The following is a 15,864-nucleotide window of genomic DNA, read 5'->3' as shown; positions in this document are numbered from 1 at the left end:
GACGACGCCGGTCCTGCGGCCGACTCCTGCGCCCCTGTGACGTGGCGGAGCAGGAACGGGTTCACCGATCGAGCCGACCGATCAGACCGATCGCTCAGTAGACGTGGCTTTCGTCCGCCAACCGGACGCCCGCCGGACAGAACGCGCCCCGCGCCGCATGGTGCCGCACGCCATGCCGACGGTGCGAAGACTGGTGCCCGCACACGTGGGGTGACGAAGGGGCCGGACCCTACCTTGCGGCACACAGCCGCCGATCCGGAGGAACAGGATGCCCCCGCCCCACGGACACCCCAGATCCAGCCTCAGCCCCAGCAGTCCCACGCGCGCCCGTCCGCGCCGCCTCGCCATCGCCGCGCTCTCCCTGACCGCCGCCTTCACCCTCGCCGCCACCCCGACGGCCGCAGGCTCGCCCCGGCCGCCCGCCACCGCACACTGCGCGGACCGGGCCCACCTCCGCGTACCCGGCGCGGAACACCAACAGGCCGACTGCCTGGCCGAGTTGACGACCGCGGGCACCGTCGCCTCCGGACACACCGACCCGGCCGACTACAACGGCCTCACCCCGAAGGACCTGCCCACGCCCACCGGCGTCCCCGGCATTCAGGTCGACGGCTACTTCCCCGACACCTCGACCACGAACACCAACCACGGCTGGAACCACGACGCCCAGTTCGTGATCCGGCTGCCCGACCGCTGGAACGGCGGCCTGGTGGTGTCCGGTACCCCGGCCAACCGTGAGCAGTACGCCAACGACCGCGCCATCGCCGACTGGGTCCTCGAGCGCGGTTACGCCTACGCCGCCACCGACAAGGGCAACACCGGCCTGAGCTTCCACCGCGACGGTCGCGAGCCGGGCGCCGCCATCGCCGAGTGGAACGACCGCGTCACCCAACTCACCCGTGCGGCCAAGGCAGTTGTCGCCCAGCGCTACCACCGCCCACCGGCCCGCACCCTCGCCACCGGCCTCTCCAACGGCGGCTACCTCGTGCGCTGGCAGCTGGAGAACCACCCCGAGCTGTTCGACGGCGGAGTCGACTGGGAGGGCACCCTCTGGCGCACCCGCGGCCCCAACCTCCTCACCCACCTGCCACCCGCCCTGCGCGCCTACCCGACGTACGCCGCCGGAGGCGAGGGCGCCGAAGTCGCGCAACAAGCCATGCACAAGGCCGGCTATCCGGCGGGCTCCGAGTTCCTGTGGCCCTACCACCACAAGGTCTACTGGGACCTGACCCAGCGCCTCTACCGCGAGGAACTCGACCCGGACTACGACGGCCCCACCGAGGCCGGCGCCCCCCACTGCGCCCCGGGAAGCCCGGCCTGCGACGCCGACTACGACTACGCGGACCGTCCCGCCGACGTCCACCGCGCCGTCGACCGCATCGCGCTGACCGGACGTATCGGCAAACCCCTGATCACCCTCCAGGGCACCCTCGACGTCCTGCTCCCCATCAGCAAGCACTCCGACGTCTACGCGGACATGGTGCGCGCGTCCGGCCGGGGCGCCCTGCTGCGCTACTACCGCATCGAGGACGGCACCCACGTCGACTCCCTGGCCGACACCTTCCCCGACGAGCTCCGGCCGCTGGTCCCGTGCCACCGCGCCGCGTTCCGCTCCCTGGAGGACTGGCTGAACGGCGAGCGCCGCCCGCCGGCGAGCCGCACGATCGCGCGCCCGCCGGGGGCGACCCCCGCCACTCTCCGCACCACCTGCCCGCTCCGCTGACCCGCGGCCCGGCCGGGCGGCGCACCGGCTACGACCAGGGCAGAACCAGCGCTCCCCAGGCGACGATCGGGCCGATGGCCACGATGCTGCCGGTGTAGGAGATGACCTGGCGGTAGAAGCGGCGGGAGTCGACGCCGCGGGCATTGCGCAGGACCAGGGCGCCGTTCGTGGAGAAGGGGGACGTGTCCACGATCGTCGTCGAGACGGCCAGTGCGGCGATCAGCCCCGCGGCGTTGAGGTGGCTCGCCAGGAGCAGCGGTACGGCGACGGGGATGATCGCGGTGATGATCGCCGTGGAGGAGGCGAAGGCCGAGGTGATGGCCACGGTGAAGCACAGCAGCAGGGCGACGAGGAGCGGGGCGCCGAGGCCCGCCACGTGTTCCGAGAGGTTCTCGATGATGCCGGCCTTCTCCAGCATGGCGATGTACGTCATCATCCCCGCGACCAGCAGCAGCGTCGACCAGCTGATCCCGTCGACGGCCTTCTCCTGCCGCTTCATGTCCACCAGGGCGAGCAGCGCGCCCGCCGCGAGGGCCAGCAGCCCGATCTCCAGGTGGAAGCCGAGCGCGCCGACGACCAGGGCGACCAGGGCGCCGAGGGTCAGCCACTGGCGCCAGTCCGGCATGCCGGAGACGGCCTGGTCCTCGTCCTCGGAAGCCGTTTCGGCGTCCACGGCCAGCGGGCCGGGGCGCTTGGCGAGGACCGCGTACGTCACCGCGGACAGCACAAGGTTGATCACGAAGCTGGCGGTGAACAGGGTCACGGGGGAGACCTGCAGCGACGTCTTGTCGACGACCCCCAGCACCAGCGCCCCGGAGACGGCGAGCGGAGAGAACGCGCCCGCGTGCCCGCCGCTGATCACCATCATGCCGACGACCAGCGGGTTCAGCTTGTAGCGGTGGGCGAAGTTCATGCCGATCGGGACGAGCAGCGCGACCGCGGCCGGGGTGAACGTGCCGAAGGCCGTGAGCAGCGCCGCGACCAGGAACAGCACCCACGGGATGAGCGCCACCTTGCCGCGCACCATCCGCACGCCCGCGGTGACGAGCCAGTCGATGGTGCCGTTGCGGCGGGCCACGGAGAACAGATACGTGACCCCGACGATCGTCACGAAGAGATCCGCCGGGAACCCTTCGAAGAGCTCCTCCTGCGTGAGGCCGAGGGAGGCGGTGCCGACCACGAAGGTCGCGACGAAGGCGAGGATGCCCAGGTTGATCGGCAGCACGGTGCCGACCACGAACATCACCAGCAGGGCGCCTATGGATATCACTTCAGCAGACATCATTGTCCTTGGTGCGGGTGGGGACGGGGCAGTGCGGGGGGTGGGGTGGGTGTGTGCGCCCCGGTCAGGCGGCCTGCGGCTCGCCGCTTCCGGGTACGTAGATCCGGGCGTCCGCCAGCAGTCGTGCCGCCCTTCGCACGGTGACCCGGCCCGGCAGGCCGTCCCGTACGTCGGAGCAGCGCACCGCCACCACGCCGGCCGGTGTGCCGAGCCGCAGCCAGCCGTCGTCGCGGGCGGCGGCGACACCGTGCACCACGGAGTCCTTCACCAGCCCCGCGGCGGCGAGGGCGACGGCGGAGGTGAGGCCGATCGCCGGATGCGGGGAGTTCATGCTGAGCATGCGGACCGAGACGTCGTAGTCCTCGGCCGCGACGTGTTCGCCGAGCGTCGTGGTGTATGGCACCGGGGTCCCGACCAGGCCCACCTTCGGCACCGCGTCACCGGGCGTCCGCCCCGGCTCGACCAGGCCCATCAGCGGCGCCGCCGCGTGCCTGACCGCGCGCAACCATGGCACATCGGCCCGCACCTGGTCCAGGGTTTCGGAGCCGCTGCGGCCCGCCCCGGCGGCGTCGACGAGGACCACCGGGGCCCCGGCGTCCACCATGCTCACGAGGACCGGCTCGGCGCCGTGGACCGGCAGCTTCTGCGCGGCCTGCCCGGTCGGGAGCAGCGCGCCCGTGGTGCCGCCCGCCGGGTCGCGGAACGTGAGGTCGACGGCGACACCACCGGCCCGCGTACCCGGGACGGTCTGCTCTCCGAAGTGCCGCACCACGCCCCCCGTGGTGTCGACGACGCCCTCCAGGACCGCGCCGGTGTTGCTGTTGCGCATGACGACGCGGGTCCGGTCGCCCGTGATCGGCACCATCCCCTTCGACACCGCGTACAGGGCGACACCCGTGGCGCAGTTACCGCAGTTGCTCGTCCACTCCACGGTGGCGTCGCCGATGCCGACCTGGGCGAAGAGGTAGTCGATGTCGACGCCCGGCTCGGGCGAGACGCTGACGACCGCCGCCTTGGAGGTGGTGGGGGTGGCGCCGCCGACCCCGTCCAGCTCCACGGGGTCCGCGGAGCCGTACGCGGCGACCAGCAGTCGCGTCAACTCCTCGCGGTCCGCGGGGACATGGACCTGGTGGAACAACCAGCACTTGCTGGTGCCACCACGCACGAGGGTCGCAGGGATGTGCACGTCTGAGGCTCTTCCTTGATCAATGGGGAACGCCGACGGAAGGGGCCGTTCCGGCGAATGCCAAGACCATCGCAGAGCCGTGACTTGGGGACAATGGCAGTTCACTTCACTCGGGTTTAGCTGCGCTAAAGTGAACACATGCTGAACGTGCGTCGCCTGCTGCTCCTCACCGAGGCCGCCGAGCGCGGCTCGCTCACCGCGGCCGCCGAGGCGCTGGGCATGACCACCTCCGCGGCCTCCCAGCAGATGTCGCTCCTGGAGCAGGAGGCGGGGCAGCCCCTCGTGGAGCGGCTGCCGCGCGGTATCCGGCCCACCCCGGCGGGTGCCGCGCTGGCCGAGCGGGGCCGCGCGGTGCGCCGTGAGCTGCGCGCGGCCGAGGCCGACCTGAACTCGTTCGCCGCCCTCGACCAGGGCACGCTGCAACTGGGCTCGTTCCCCACGGCGAGCGCCTCGCTGCTGCCGCTGGCGCTCACCAAGTTCCGGCGCAGCCACGCCGGTATCCGCATCGAGGTACGGGCGGGCGTGCTCGCCGAACTCCGCGAGATGCTGCACACGGGCGAGGTCGAGCAGGCGCTGCTGTGGGACTACGAGTGGAACCGGATCGACGACCCGGCCCTCGCGCTCACCCATCTCCTCGACGACCCCACGGTCCTCGTCGTCCCCGCCGACTCCCCGCTGCGAGCCCACTCGCCCGTACACCTCGGCGGCCTCGCCGACCAGGAGTGGATCATCCGGGCGGACAACCATCCCGTCGCCGACGTGCTGCGCCGCAGCTGCCGCCAGGCGGGCTTCGAACCGCGGATCGCCTACGCCTCGCACGACTACCAGGAGGCGCAGGCCATGGTCGCCGCCGGACTCGGCATCGCGCTCGCGCCCCGGCTCGCCCTCACCAGCCGGCGCAGCGACGTCCGGCTGCTGCCCTTCGCCTCCGACGTCGCCGCGCCGACCCGCCGCATCCTCCTCGCCCGCTCCACGTCCCGGCCCGCGACGCCGCCCGCCCAGGCGATGGCGAGTGTCCTGCGCTCGGTGGCGCGGCGGTTCGCGGCGCCGGGACTCGACCGGGCGCAGCTCGGAGCGGTGCGCCGCGGCTGAGGGCGGTCAGATCGTGAGCGGCGCGGACTGCGTGGAGTCCGGTGGGATCGTGAGCGGCGCGGACTGCGTGGAGTCCGACGAGGGACCGGTCTCGATCTCGTACGTGCCCGTTTCCACGGCCAGGTCGAGGGAGCGGGTCACCGAGGCCAGGACCGCGTCGTCGAGGGGGAAGACGACCGTGGCCTTCTCGCCCGGCGCCAGGTCCACGTGCCGGAAGCCCCGCAGTTCACGCACGCGCGGCCAGGACGTCGCGCCGCCGACCCGGCGCACGTACAGCTGGACGGTCTCGCGGACCGGACGGCTCCCGGTGTTGGTGACATCAACCTCGCACACCCTCCCGGAGACACGTGGTGTGCCGAACTCCGTGGTGGTGTACGACAGTCCGTGCCCGAAGGGGTACAGAGGCGTCCCCGGTTCGTCCACGTAGCCGCGGAAGCCGTGGTCCTTGGAGTTGTAGAAGACGGGAAGCTGACCCGAGGAACGGGGCACCGAGACGGGCAGCCGTCCGCTCGGCTCGCAGGCGCCCAGGAGTAATTCCGCGACGGCCCGGCCGCCCCACGGCCCCGGATACCAGGCGCTGACCAACGCCCCTGCCCCGTCGGCGAGTTCGGGCACAGCGTGCGGGCGGCCCTGGATCAGGACCGCCACGCACGGGGTGCCAGTCGCCGCCACCGCCTCGGCGAGCGCCCGCTGCCCGGCGCCGAGCCGGACGTCGGCCAGGTCGACGCCCTCGCCGCAGGTCATCTCCGTCGGGTTGCCGGTGGCGATGATGGCGGCGCCGTTGTCGTCGAAGCGTGTGTCGTGTTCGCGTGCGCTGGAACCGCCGAGCACGAGCACCGCGATATCGGACGCGGCGGCCAGCTCCACGGCCTCCGCGATCCCCGCACGGTCGTCGCCCACCAGATCGCAGCCGCGCGCGTACGTCACGTCGGCGCCGGCCTCCCGCAGCCCGGCGAGCACCGAGACACCACTCTCCGGCCGCTGCGGCGAGGTGTAGTCGCCGATCTGCTGCGGGACGGAGTCCGCGTTCGGGCCGATGACGGCGATGCGCTGCTTGTCGGGCCCGAGGGGCAGCAGCGCCCCGTCGTTGTGCAGGAGCGTGATCGAGGCGCGGGCGATGCGCTCGCTCAACTCCCGTGCAGCAGCGCCCTTTTCGTGTGACTCGGTGACGTAAGGACGCTCGAAGAGCCCGAGCCGGAACTTCAGTGTCAGGACGCGGGCCACTGCCGTGTCCAACACCGCGATCGGTACGAGACCGTGCTCCACCGCCGTCCCCAGCTCCGGGAACACCCCGTCCCACAGGCTCAGATCCGTGCCCGCCGACAGCGCGAGCGCCGCCGCGGAGGGCCGGTCGCCGGTCAGCCGCACCAGCCGGTCGAGCGCGCAACCGTCCGCCATCACCAGGCCTTCGAAGCCCCAGCGCTCACGGAGCAGCCCGGTGAGCAGGTCGTGCGACGCCGCGCACGGCAGGCCGTCGAACTCGTTGTACGCGGCCATCACGCCCGCCGCCCCCGCCCGCACACCCGCGAGGGCCGCCGGGAGGTGGATCTCGTGCAGCTCCCGGGCGCCGATCTCGGTGGCGGCACTGTTCCGCCCGCCCACCGAACTCCCTTGCCCCGCGAAGTGCTTGAGCACGACGGCCGCCCGGTCCGCGCCGTACGAGTCGCCGGTGCCCTGCATCCCCTCCACCAGCGCCTCGGTGAGCCGCGCCGCCAGGTAGGGGTCCTCGCCGAAGCACTCCTCCGCGCGGCCCCAGCGCGGGTCCCGCACCAGGTCGAGCGCGGAGACGAGCGCGATGTGCCCGCCGCGGGCCCGGAGTTCGGCCGCCGCGGCCGCCGCCGCCTCCCGGTACAGCTCCGGGTCCCAGGTGGCGCCGACCGCCAGGTTCACGGGCAGCACGGTCCCGTCGAGCGCCTGGTGGCCGTGCGGCACCTCCTCCACCATCAGCACGGGGATGCCGAGCCGCGTGTTCTCGACGACATGCCGCTGCACCGCGTCCGAGACCCGCGCCCCGTCCGCCGCCGTGATGCCGTCGGCGAAGGTGACACCGGACCACGGGTCGGCCCGCTGGAGGCCGTACAGCGCGCCCATCCCGTCGAACCGTGCCACCTCCTCACGGAACGCGTCCGTCAGCCCGTGTCCCTCCGCCGTGCGCTCGTACGCGTCCCAGCCGTACATCCGCTGGTTGACCTGGCCGACCTTCTCCGTGAGTGTCATACGGCCGAGCAGGTCACGCACCCGGTCGGCGAGCGGCGCCCCCGCGTCCTTGTACAGCTCCATGGTGTGTCAGGCCTCCGTGTCGAGTTCCAGGACCCGCACCCCGTACGGTGCGAGCGTCACCTCGTCGAGCGGCTTGCCCAGGTGGTCCGAAGGGCGCACCGTCAGCTCCTCCTCCGCCTGGCTGACCAGCCACAGGAACCGCCGCCCGTCCTCGTGGACGAGGGTGTCCGCGCTGACCAGCGGCGTGTCCACGGTCACCGGGCGGGCCGCGCCCGCGACCTCGGCCAGCGCCGCGTACAGCCGGTGCGTCTGCTCCGGGTTCACGTGCGCCGTCCGCGCGGCCATGTGCTCCAGCGGATACGTGGCGAGGACCGCGCGGCCCGCGCCGATCTCGTGGACGAGCAGCGCCGGGCGGCCGTGCGCGTCCGTCGCGACGACCCGCGCGCCGTCCGGGACGACCGGCAGCCACGCGCGGCTGTCCTCGTTGCCCGCGACGGCGAAGCGCAGCGTCTCACCGGCCCGCACGCCACCGAAGTCCTCGGTGAACGTCATGGCCAGCTCGTCGTCCTCGATGGGCTCCGCCACCCCGTACGAAAGCTGTATCTCGACCCCGAACAGGCCGTCCAGGTCGTGGAACCACGGCCCGCGCGTACCGGGGTGCTCGCCCGAGCAGAACGACAGGTACACCGTCGCTCCCGCGCGCGCCCGCTCCTCCAGACCGCGCCGCGTCCGCGTCGTCAACTGCCGTGTGGACGGCAGCAGATACAGCTGTACGTCGCCGTCCTCCGGCAGCCCGTCCACCTCGCGCGCGAAGCCCACCGGGAGGTCCGCGCCGCGCGCGGCGACGTACCCCTGGTGCAGAGAGCTGAAGATCAGCGGCCGGTCGGCGGGGCGGCTGTACGGGTAGCCCTTCTCCAGGAACGCCGGGACCACGAGCGCCGCTCCGGCGTCCGTGCGGCGGCAGCGCGGGAAGTCGACCGTCTTCAACACGTCGGCGAACGCGGCGAGTTCACGCAGCGGCTCCTTCGGGCGGCCCGCACTGTCCGTGATCCCGAAGTGCATCTCGAACGGGTGGTGGTCGTACGGCGACTGCTCCCACAGGTCGTCGTAGTCCGTGTTGTTCCACGCCATCCAGCCGGTCGCGCCGCCGAGCAGCGAGTTGTGCAGCGTCTGCCGGTAGTAGACGCCCGCGTTGCGCGCGGAGACGGTGTCCGTGGACAGGCCGAACTCCTCCAGGATCACCGGCTTCCCGGTCACCGCGGCCAGCTCGCACTCGAAAGCGGCCCGGTAGTGCTGGCGCGGCCGGTCCGTGTCCGAGCGGTAGACGTGCGGGCCCACGAAGTCCACGTACGGGTCGGTGTCACGCAGCGAGAAGCCGTTGTCCTTGCCGGTGACCTCGATGCCCCACGCGCCGTCGCCGAGCGACACCGGCTGCGTGGCACCGGCCGCCACCACGGCCTGGCACATGAACTGCGCCCATGCCGTCACCACGTCCGAGGCCGGCGGGTCGACCTGGTAGATCCGGCCGTACCCCGGCATCTCGTTGGTGATCAGCCAGCCGGTCACCGCCGGGTGGTCCTTGAACCGGCGCGTCATCTCGCTCGCGAACCACGCCTGCCGGCCGACCATCCACACGTCCTCGTACAGATCGCGGTCGCCGCGCCAGGCCGGGTCCCAGTTCTCGCCGGACATGTGGCCGACGATGAAGGTGGGCACGGACCCCATGCCGAGTTCCTCGTGCGCGTCGAGGAAGTCCCGGAAGCGGTCGCAGAGTTCCTCGTCGACGCGGTGCGGCTCCGGGTGGAAGTCGGGCCAGTAGAAGAAGGACCGCGTCATGTTCAGACCGTGGTCGCGGAGGACCCGCAACTCCTCGCGCACGACCGCGGGGTCGTAGTTCCGCCACATGAGCGGACCACCGGTACGGGACCAGTAGTTGGCACCGAGCCAGGGCAGGACGGCGGGGTGGTGGGACAGCTGGGCGCTGTGGCGACGCATGGTGCTCCAGAAGAAGGTACAGAAAGGGCGTATGAGTAAGGGGAGTTGGGCCTACCGGGCCCAAGGGAGTTGGGCCTACGGGGCCGCGGGGCCCGTCGACTCCCGTACGACGAGCCGCGGGCTCTCCGCCAGCTCCGGCGCGGGCACGTGCTCCTCGCCGACCTCCGCGAGCAGCACCCGCGCGGCCGCCGCCCCGACCACGGTCACCCGCTGGTCGACGGTGGTGAGCCGGGGGTGCAGCCAGCGGCCGAGCGGCAGGTCGTCGTAGCCGATGACGGACAGCTCGCCGGGGACCGAGAGGCCAGCGCGCTGGGCGGCGCCGATGCCGCACATCGCCATCGAGTCGTTGGCGTAGACGATCGCGGTGGGCCGTGGGGAGAGGGCGAGGAGTCGCTCCGTGGCGGCGATGGCCGCCTCCGCACCGAAGTCCGTGGGGATCACGGCGGCCGGGGAGAGCCCGGCCCGGGCGAGCACATCGGTGAGCACGCCCTGCCGGAACCCGGAGTGGACCAGCTCGGGCGGCCCGGACACATAGCCGATCCGCCGGTGGCCGAGAGCGAGCAGATGCTCCACGGCCTCCGTGACACCGGTCTCCTGGCGGCTGAGCATCACCCCGTCGGGACCGCCGAGCAGCACGAACGGCAGCCCCAGGCGCCGGAGTTGGGCGGGCCGCGGGTCGTCGATGCGGCTCTCCGTGAGCACCGCGCCGTCCACCCGGCCCTCGGCGGCCAGCCGCTCGTACAGCCGGCCCTCCTCGTCGACGTCCGCGACGAGGTGCAGGAGCAGACCGTAGCCGCGCGGCGCGAGCTCGCTCTCCAGACCGTTGATCAGCTCGCTGAAGTGCGGGTCCGTGCCCAGGACATCGCTGGGGCGGCGCACCACGAGGGCGATGGTGTGGCTGCGGGAGCGGCGCAGGGCGCTCGCCGCCGCGTTCGGCGACCAGCCGAGGCCCGCGGCCGCGTCCTGGATGCGGCGGCGGGTCTGCTCGGAGATCCGTCCCGTGCCGTTGAACACCTTCGACACGGCGGCCGGTGACACCCCGGCCTCGGCCGCCACGTCCTTGATGGTGGGGCGCCTGCTCTTGTTCGGCATGCTCACATCTTCACCGCCCCGCTGACGAGCGCCGTCTGCATGCGCTTCTGGAGCACCGTGTACACGACCCACACCGGCACGAGGGTGAGCACGGTGCCCGCCGTCAGCACACCGTAGTCCGTGCCGGTCACCGACTTCAGCGTGGGCAGGGCGACTTGGATCGTGCGCAGGTCCGGATCGGGGCCGATGAGGACGAGGGAGTACAGGTACTCGTTCCAGAAGCTCAGGAAGTTCAGGAGCAGCACCGTCGCGATGCCCGGCAGACACATCGGCGTATAGATGTGGCGCAGCACCGCGAAGGTCGAGGCGCCGTCCATCCGCGCCGCCTCCTCCATCTCCTTCGGGATGGTCCGCATGAACTGCACCAGGATCACCACCGACAGCGGCAGCGCGGTCGCCGGGAGCAACAGCACCATGAACGTACGGGTGTGGAACAGGCCGGTCGCCGCCGCGAGCAGGAAGGTGGGGAACAGGGCGGCGAACGTCGGGATGAGGAACCCGAGCGAGAACACCTTCTCGATCACCGACGCCGCCCGGCTCTCGGACCGGGCGAGCGCGAACGCAGCCGGGACGGCGAGCCCCAGCGTCAGGACGAGTGAAAGGACGGTCACCAGGGCCGAGTTGAACACGGCCGTGCCGAGCCCCGCGGTCCGGAAGGCCGTCGCGAAATTGTCGAAACCGAACGAGGTCGGCGGCGCCAGCGGGCTGCCGAAGATCGCGTCGTTGGACTTGAACGCGGAGACGACGAAGTAGTACAGCGGCACCGCGAGCAGCACCGCGTACCCCCACACCAGGATGTGCGCGGGCCACCACGACCGCCCGAACCTCGCATGACTCTTGCTCATGGGAAAACAGCTCCGATCGGCTCAGGGCGCAGGGCTCAGTGGCTGGCGCGGAAGACGCGGCGGACGGTCAGCAGGCCCACGAGCCCGGCGAGGAACAGCACCACGCCCACGGCCTGGCTGTAGCCGAGGTCCGCCTCGATGAACGCCTTCTGGTAGACGAGGAAGGACAGCGTCGTCGACGAGGTGCCGGGGCCGCCCTGGGTGAGCAGCAGCACGTACTGCGCGGAGCCGAACAGCGTCCACAGCAGCTGAAGCATCGTCACCACACCCACGTAGTCCCGCACGACCGGGAAGTGGATGCCCCACATGGTCCGCCAGTGCCCCGCCCCGTCCAACTGCGCGGCCTCGCCGAGGTCCTCGGGGACGCTGGACAGACGGGCGGCGAACAGTACGGCGGTGAAGCCGATGCCCGCCCAGATGTCCATCGCGATCAGGCAGTACAGGGCCGTCGACGGGCTGGCCAGCCACGCGTCGGTGAGCGAGCCGAGGCCGAGCCCCGACAGGGCGCCGTTGAGCAGCCCGTCGGGGGAGAGGGCCGCGTAGAAGACCATCGCCTTCGCCGGCGTCGAGATCAGGCCCGGCACGAACAGCAGATACCGGATGACGCGGTGGCCCGGCGGCTGCTGCGCCACGTAGTAGCCGATCATGTACGCGCACACGATCATCACCGGCAGCGCGATCGCCAGCTGGACCACCGTGTTGCGCACGGCCGCCCAGAAGGCCGGATCGGCGAAGACCGTACGGAAGTTGTCGAGGCCCGCGAAGGACACCGGCTGGAGCATGCCCGGCCAGTGCAGCGCCGCGATCACGAAGATCGAGACCATCGGGCCGACCATGAACAGCAGGTACCAGACGAGCGCGGGCACGGCGAGGATCGTGCCGCCCTGGCGTTTGCGGCTCGGACGGGTCGTGTCGGGGGAGGGGGCGCGGCCCGCGCCGACGGCGGGCCGGGGCGTTGTGATCGTCATCGGGGTCGACTTCCGTTCTCGACGTTCGACGTTCGACGTTCGGAGGGCTCAGGCGGAGCGGTACGCGGATTCCAGCGCCGTGCGGATGGCACGCGCGGAGGTACCGGGGGTGAAGGCCGTCGACGTCGCCTGGATCAGCGGCTGCGCGGCGGCGGCCGGAATGTACTGGTCCGGGAGCACCACCTGGCCGACGGAGTCACCGAGTCGCTGCGCCTTCGCCACCAGCGGGAAGTCCGTGCTGAGCGCGTCGGTGACCACCGACATGTCGCGCCCGCCCTCGGTGACGAACCGGTCCACGACGTCCGGCCGGTACATGAACCGGATGAACCGCTCCACCGTTTTGATCTTCTTGACGCCGTTCGGGCTGATCCAGAAGCCGGAGACGGTGTACGTGCGCAGGATGGTCGGCTTCTTCTGGACCGCCCCGCCGGGGAGCGGGAAACCACCCACCGAGGTGGTCTTGACAACGTTGTCGGGAACGCTGGCGAGAGCGGAGGACATCGCCGACTGCATCGCCGCGTGCCCGGTGTTGAACTGCGTCGTCATCGAGTCGGACATCAGCCCCTGCGCCTTGTCGGCGAACACCCCGGCGTCCCGCAGATCCACGAAGTACGCGATGCCCTCCTGGGCGCCGCGCGAGCCGCTGAAGTCACCCTCGCGGTACAGGTGCCGGGCCTCGGCCGGAGACAGGAACGTCTGGATGATCTGGGCGAGCAGCTTCTGCCCCGTCCAGTCGTTGCCGCCCACGGTGAACGGGGTGATGCCCTTGCCGCGCAACTTCTTCGCGGCGGCGACGAGTTCGTCGGATGTCGTCGGAGGTGTGTCGACTCCGGCCCGTTCAAGGAGCGCGTGGTTGAAGGCGATCGGCCAGTTCGTCCCGATGTAGGGGAACGCGCGCAGCCGGCCCTCGGTGTCGGTCCACTCGGTCACGGCCTTCGGGATGACGCGCTCGCGCAGCCCCCAGTCGTCGAGATAGCCGCCGACCGGAACGGTGGCGCCGACCTCGGTCCACGACAGTGTCTTGTCGTAGAGGTTGACCATCACGACATCGGCCTCGGCGCGCGCGAGCCGCGAGGTCTCGTAGACCTGCCCCAGGTCGTCGCCGTTGATCAGGTTCTTCACGGTGATGTCCGGGTTTTCCTTGCGGAACCGGTTCACCACCGCGCGGAACGTGGGGGAGCCGGGCGCGTTCCCGCCCATCTGGCTGTGGATGACCAAGGTGTCGGGGTCCGAGCCGTAGGCGGAGAACGCGCCGCACGCGCTGAGCGCAGGCACCGCCGCAAGGCCCGCACCCAGAGCCATGAAGCCGCGTCGATTCATCGGGGAGCGCAAGGCGGGAGGCCTCCTGTCGCGTTGGTATATCGATATACCTTCGGGGTGCGAGCAACGTAAGCAGGAAGCGGAGTGGGGTCAACCCCTTGGAGCGGATGAGGTGTTACGGGGCGAGGCTCAGCGGGGGGCCCGCACGCCGAGCCACTGCTCGGCGCCCCAGGCCTCGAACCGCTCGACCTCGGTGAACCCCAGCTTCGCGGCGAGCCGCATCGAACCGGTGTTGGCGGTCTGGGTGGTGAGCACCACCGGTTCGCCGGGGAGGGTGTCGGCGACCCAGTCGAGCGCCGCCGCGCACGCTTCGGCCGCGTACCCGAAGCCCCAGGCCCGCGGCAGGAACAGATAGCCGAGGTCGGCCCTGCCCGCGGCGGCCGGGCGTTGGCGTGCGGGCGCCCTCCGAAGCAGGATCTGCCCGATCATCGCCCCGTCGAGCTCGACGACGAAGCTCCCGGGCCACCGCTCGGGCACTGCGGGCAACTCGCGTTCGAGTGCGTCGCGCTGCCGGGGTCCGCCGAGGTAGGTGTGCACTTCCGGCGAGGCGAGCAAGTCGACGAACGCCGCGCGGTCCCGGGCCTCGGACCCGCGGAGTGCGAGCCGCTCGGTCCGGATCGGCTCCGGCGGCCAGGCGGCGAGCTCCAGCGCTTCCATCGGCGCACGGTAACAGGCGGCGGGCCCAACTACCCCTGTGCCGTGGGACGTACGACGATGTCGCCCACGTCGACGTTGTCCGGCTGCTCGACGGCGAAGGCGATGGCGCGCGCGATCGACTCCGGCGGGATGCCGATGTCGCCCATGGACGAGGCGATCCGCTCCTTCACCTCCGGCGCCATGTGGTCCGCGAACTCCGTACGCGTGACACCCGGCGAGACGACCGTGACCCGCAGGCTGTCACCGGCCTCCTGGCGCAGGCCCTCGGAGAGGGTGCGCACCGCGTTCTTGGTGGCGGCGTACACGGCCTGCGTCGGGACGATCCGCAGCCCGGCGGTGGAGACGACGTTGACGAAGTGGCCCGAGCCCTGCTCACGGAAGACCGGCAGCGCGGCCGCGATGCCGTAGAGCACGCCCTTGAAGTTGACGTCGATCATGTTCTCCCAGTCCTCGACGCACAGGTCGTCCAGTGGGGAGATCGGTCCGATCCCGGCGTTGCTGACGAGCGCGTCGAGCCTGCCGAAGCGGTCGCGGGCCAACTCGACGAGTGAGGCCACGTCCTGGCGCACCGTCACATCGGTGCGGATCCAAGCGACTTGGCCGCCCGACTTCTCGATGCGGCCCGCGAGATCTGCCAGGCGCTCGGTGCGGCGCGCGCCGAGGACGACCTTGGCGCCGCGTTCCGCGAGCAGCCGGGCGGTGGCCTCGCCGATGCCGCTGCCGGCGCCCGTGATCGCCACGACCTTGCCTTCGATTCCCGACATGGTGGTCCTTCCGAGGCGGGTGGGTGTGGGCAGGCCGGGGCGTGCCCTCCCCAGAGTAGAAGTGGGGAGGTCCCCACTTAGGCTGACGGCGTGACCGTAAGTGGGGTAGCCTCCATTTAGCAAGTGGGTACGAAAGGGGCCGGTGGTGGACCGAGGTGATCAGCGGCCGCTGAGGGCGGATGCGCGACGGAACAGGGAGAAGATCCTGGCCGCGGCGGTGCGGGTGTTCACCGAGGACGGCCTCGATGCCCGTCTCGAGCACATCGCCAAGGCCGCGGGGGTCGGCAGCGCGACCCTGTACCGCAACTTCCCGACCCGCGAGGTCCTGATCGAAGCGGCCTACCGCAACGAGGTGGCCCAGCTCTGCGAGGCCGTGCCCGAGCTGCTCGCGGCGCACCCGCCGTTCGAGGCGCTGCGCGCGTGGACCCGCCGTTTCATGGACTACGCGAGCGCCAAGCACGGCATGGCCGACGCGCTGCGCGCCATGGCCGCCGAGGGTGGCAACCCGTACGGGCACAGCCGCGACATGATCGAGGCCTCCATCGCCGAACTGATGGAGGCCTGTACGCGCGCCGGGGTGATCCGCTCCGACATCCCGACGAGCGACATCTTCGCCGCCCTCGCCGGGGTCGCCCTCACCTCGGCGAAGCCCGAGCAGCGGGCCCAGGCCGAGCGGCTCCTCGACCTCACCCTGGACGGGCTGCGGCACACTCCCTGAAC

Annotated in this window: 13 protein-coding genes; 3 read left to right on the top strand and 10 right to left on the bottom strand. The window is 71.6% G+C overall.

Annotated features, from left to right (window positions below; translation table 11 throughout):
- Nucleotides 1-268: 268 nt before the first annotated feature.
- The gene (locus ACFV9W_RS02425) at nt 269-1,723 is read left to right on the top strand and encodes a tannase/feruloyl esterase family alpha/beta hydrolase (protein ID WP_385754707.1); all 1,455 of its coding nucleotides are present in this window, start codon (nt 269-271) and stop codon (nt 1,721-1,723) included.
- Between the two features lie 28 nt (nt 1,724-1,751).
- On the opposite strand, the gene ACFV9W_RS02420 is transcribed toward ACFV9W_RS02425, so the two are convergent.
- Both ACFV9W_RS02420 and ACFV9W_RS02415 read right to left on the bottom strand, forming a co-directional pair.
- Nucleotides 1,752-3,005, bottom strand: a complete 1,254-nt coding sequence (locus ACFV9W_RS02420) for an SLC13 family permease (protein WP_385754704.1) — start codon at nt 3,003-3,005, stop codon at nt 1,752-1,754.
- 64 nt (nt 3,006-3,069) lie between these two features.
- Nucleotides 3,070-4,191 carry a PrpF domain-containing protein gene (locus tag ACFV9W_RS02415; protein ID WP_385754702.1) on the bottom strand — a complete coding sequence of 374 codons (1,122 nt, stop codon included), beginning with the start codon at nt 4,189-4,191 and terminating at the stop codon, nt 3,070-3,072.
- Between the two features lie 138 nt (nt 4,192-4,329).
- Here ACFV9W_RS02415 and ACFV9W_RS02410 point away from each other — a divergent pair, with 138 nt between their 5' ends.
- On the top strand, nt 4,330-5,283 hold the full coding sequence (locus ACFV9W_RS02410) for a LysR family transcriptional regulator (RefSeq protein ID WP_385754699.1): 954 nt from the start codon (nt 4,330-4,332) through the stop codon (nt 5,281-5,283).
- 6 nt (nt 5,284-5,289) lie between these two features.
- On the opposite strand, the gene ACFV9W_RS02405 is transcribed toward ACFV9W_RS02410, so the two are convergent.
- The 8 genes from ACFV9W_RS02405 to ACFV9W_RS02370 all read right to left on the bottom strand — a co-directional run bounded on the left by ACFV9W_RS02405 (nt 5,290) and on the right by ACFV9W_RS02370 (nt 15,144).
- The gene (locus ACFV9W_RS02405) at nt 5,290-7,563 is read right to left on the bottom strand and encodes a glycoside hydrolase family 3 N-terminal domain-containing protein (RefSeq protein WP_385754697.1); all 2,274 of its coding nucleotides are present in this window, start codon (nt 7,561-7,563) and stop codon (nt 5,290-5,292) included.
- 6 nt (nt 7,564-7,569) lie between these two features.
- The gene (locus ACFV9W_RS02400; protein ID WP_385754694.1) at nt 7,570-9,498 is read right to left on the bottom strand and encodes a cellulase family glycosylhydrolase; all 1,929 of its coding nucleotides are present in this window, start codon (nt 9,496-9,498) and stop codon (nt 7,570-7,572) included.
- Nucleotides 9,499-9,573: 75 nt separating this feature from the next.
- Nucleotides 9,574-10,590: a LacI family DNA-binding transcriptional regulator gene (locus ACFV9W_RS02395; RefSeq protein ID WP_385754691.1), complete on the bottom strand. Its 1,017-nt coding sequence runs from the start codon at nt 10,588-10,590 to the stop codon at nt 9,574-9,576.
- A gap of 2 nt (nt 10,591-10,592) precedes the next feature.
- Nucleotides 10,593-11,435 carry a carbohydrate ABC transporter permease gene (locus tag ACFV9W_RS02390; RefSeq protein WP_385754688.1) on the bottom strand — a complete coding sequence of 281 codons (843 nt, stop codon included), beginning with the start codon at nt 11,433-11,435 and terminating at the stop codon, nt 10,593-10,595.
- A gap of 35 nt (nt 11,436-11,470) precedes the next feature.
- The gene (locus ACFV9W_RS02385) at nt 11,471-12,403 is read right to left on the bottom strand and encodes a carbohydrate ABC transporter permease (protein ID WP_385754686.1); all 933 of its coding nucleotides are present in this window, start codon (nt 12,401-12,403) and stop codon (nt 11,471-11,473) included.
- A 48-nt stretch (nt 12,404-12,451) separates the two neighbouring features.
- Nucleotides 12,452-13,735: an ABC transporter substrate-binding protein gene (locus ACFV9W_RS02380; protein ID WP_385754683.1), complete on the bottom strand. Its 1,284-nt coding sequence runs from the start codon at nt 13,733-13,735 to the stop codon at nt 12,452-12,454.
- A gap of 117 nt (nt 13,736-13,852) precedes the next feature.
- A complete protein-coding gene (locus tag ACFV9W_RS02375) occupies nt 13,853-14,380 on the bottom strand; it encodes a GNAT family N-acetyltransferase (protein WP_385754680.1) in 528 nt (175 codons plus the stop codon).
- Nucleotides 14,381-14,409: 29 nt separating this feature from the next.
- Nucleotides 14,410-15,144, bottom strand: coding sequence for an SDR family oxidoreductase (locus ACFV9W_RS02370; protein WP_385754679.1), 735 nt, complete (start codon nt 15,142-15,144; stop codon nt 14,410-14,412).
- A 145-nt stretch (nt 15,145-15,289) separates the two neighbouring features.
- Here ACFV9W_RS02370 and ACFV9W_RS02365 point away from each other — a divergent pair, with 145 nt between their 5' ends.
- Nucleotides 15,290-15,862, top strand: coding sequence for a TetR/AcrR family transcriptional regulator (locus tag ACFV9W_RS02365; RefSeq protein WP_385754677.1), 573 nt, complete (start codon nt 15,290-15,292; stop codon nt 15,860-15,862).
- Nucleotides 15,863-15,864: the final 2 nt, after the last annotated feature.

Origin of the sequence: Streptomyces sp. NPDC059897, from assembly GCF_042730865.1 — a bacterium.
Lineage (GTDB): Bacteria > Actinomycetota > Actinomycetes > Streptomycetales > Streptomycetaceae > Streptomyces.
Note: the sequence above shows the minus strand (reverse complement) of the source record. Positions and strands in the feature narration are given on the sequence as shown.

Coding starts and splice junctions, on each gene's coding strand:
- ACFV9W_RS02425 (WP_385754707.1), top strand. CDS start 269: ATGCCCCCGCCCCACGGACACCCCAGATCCAGCCTCAGCCCCAGCAGT.
- ACFV9W_RS02420 (WP_385754704.1), bottom strand. CDS start 3,005: ATGTCTGCTGAAGTGATATCCATAGGCGCCCTGCTGGTGATGTTCGTG.
- ACFV9W_RS02410 (WP_385754699.1), top strand. CDS start 4,330: ATGCTGAACGTGCGTCGCCTGCTGCTCCTCACCGAGGCCGCCGAGCGC.
- ACFV9W_RS02405 (WP_385754697.1), bottom strand. CDS start 7,563: ATGGAGCTGTACAAGGACGCGGGGGCGCCGCTCGCCGACCGGGTGCGT.
- ACFV9W_RS02400 (WP_385754694.1), bottom strand. CDS start 9,498: ATGCGTCGCCACAGCGCCCAGCTGTCCCACCACCCCGCCGTCCTGCCC.
- ACFV9W_RS02395 (WP_385754691.1), bottom strand. CDS start 10,590: ATGCCGAACAAGAGCAGGCGCCCCACCATCAAGGACGTGGCGGCCGAG.
- ACFV9W_RS02390 (WP_385754688.1), bottom strand. CDS start 11,435: ATGAGCAAGAGTCATGCGAGGTTCGGGCGGTCGTGGTGGCCCGCGCAC.
- ACFV9W_RS02385 (WP_385754686.1), bottom strand. CDS start 12,403: ATGACGATCACAACGCCCCGGCCCGCCGTCGGCGCGGGCCGCGCCCCC.
- ACFV9W_RS02375 (WP_385754680.1), bottom strand. CDS start 14,380: ATGGAAGCGCTGGAGCTCGCCGCCTGGCCGCCGGAGCCGATCCGGACC.
- ACFV9W_RS02370 (WP_385754679.1), bottom strand. CDS start 15,144: ATGTCGGGAATCGAAGGCAAGGTCGTGGCGATCACGGGCGCCGGCAGC.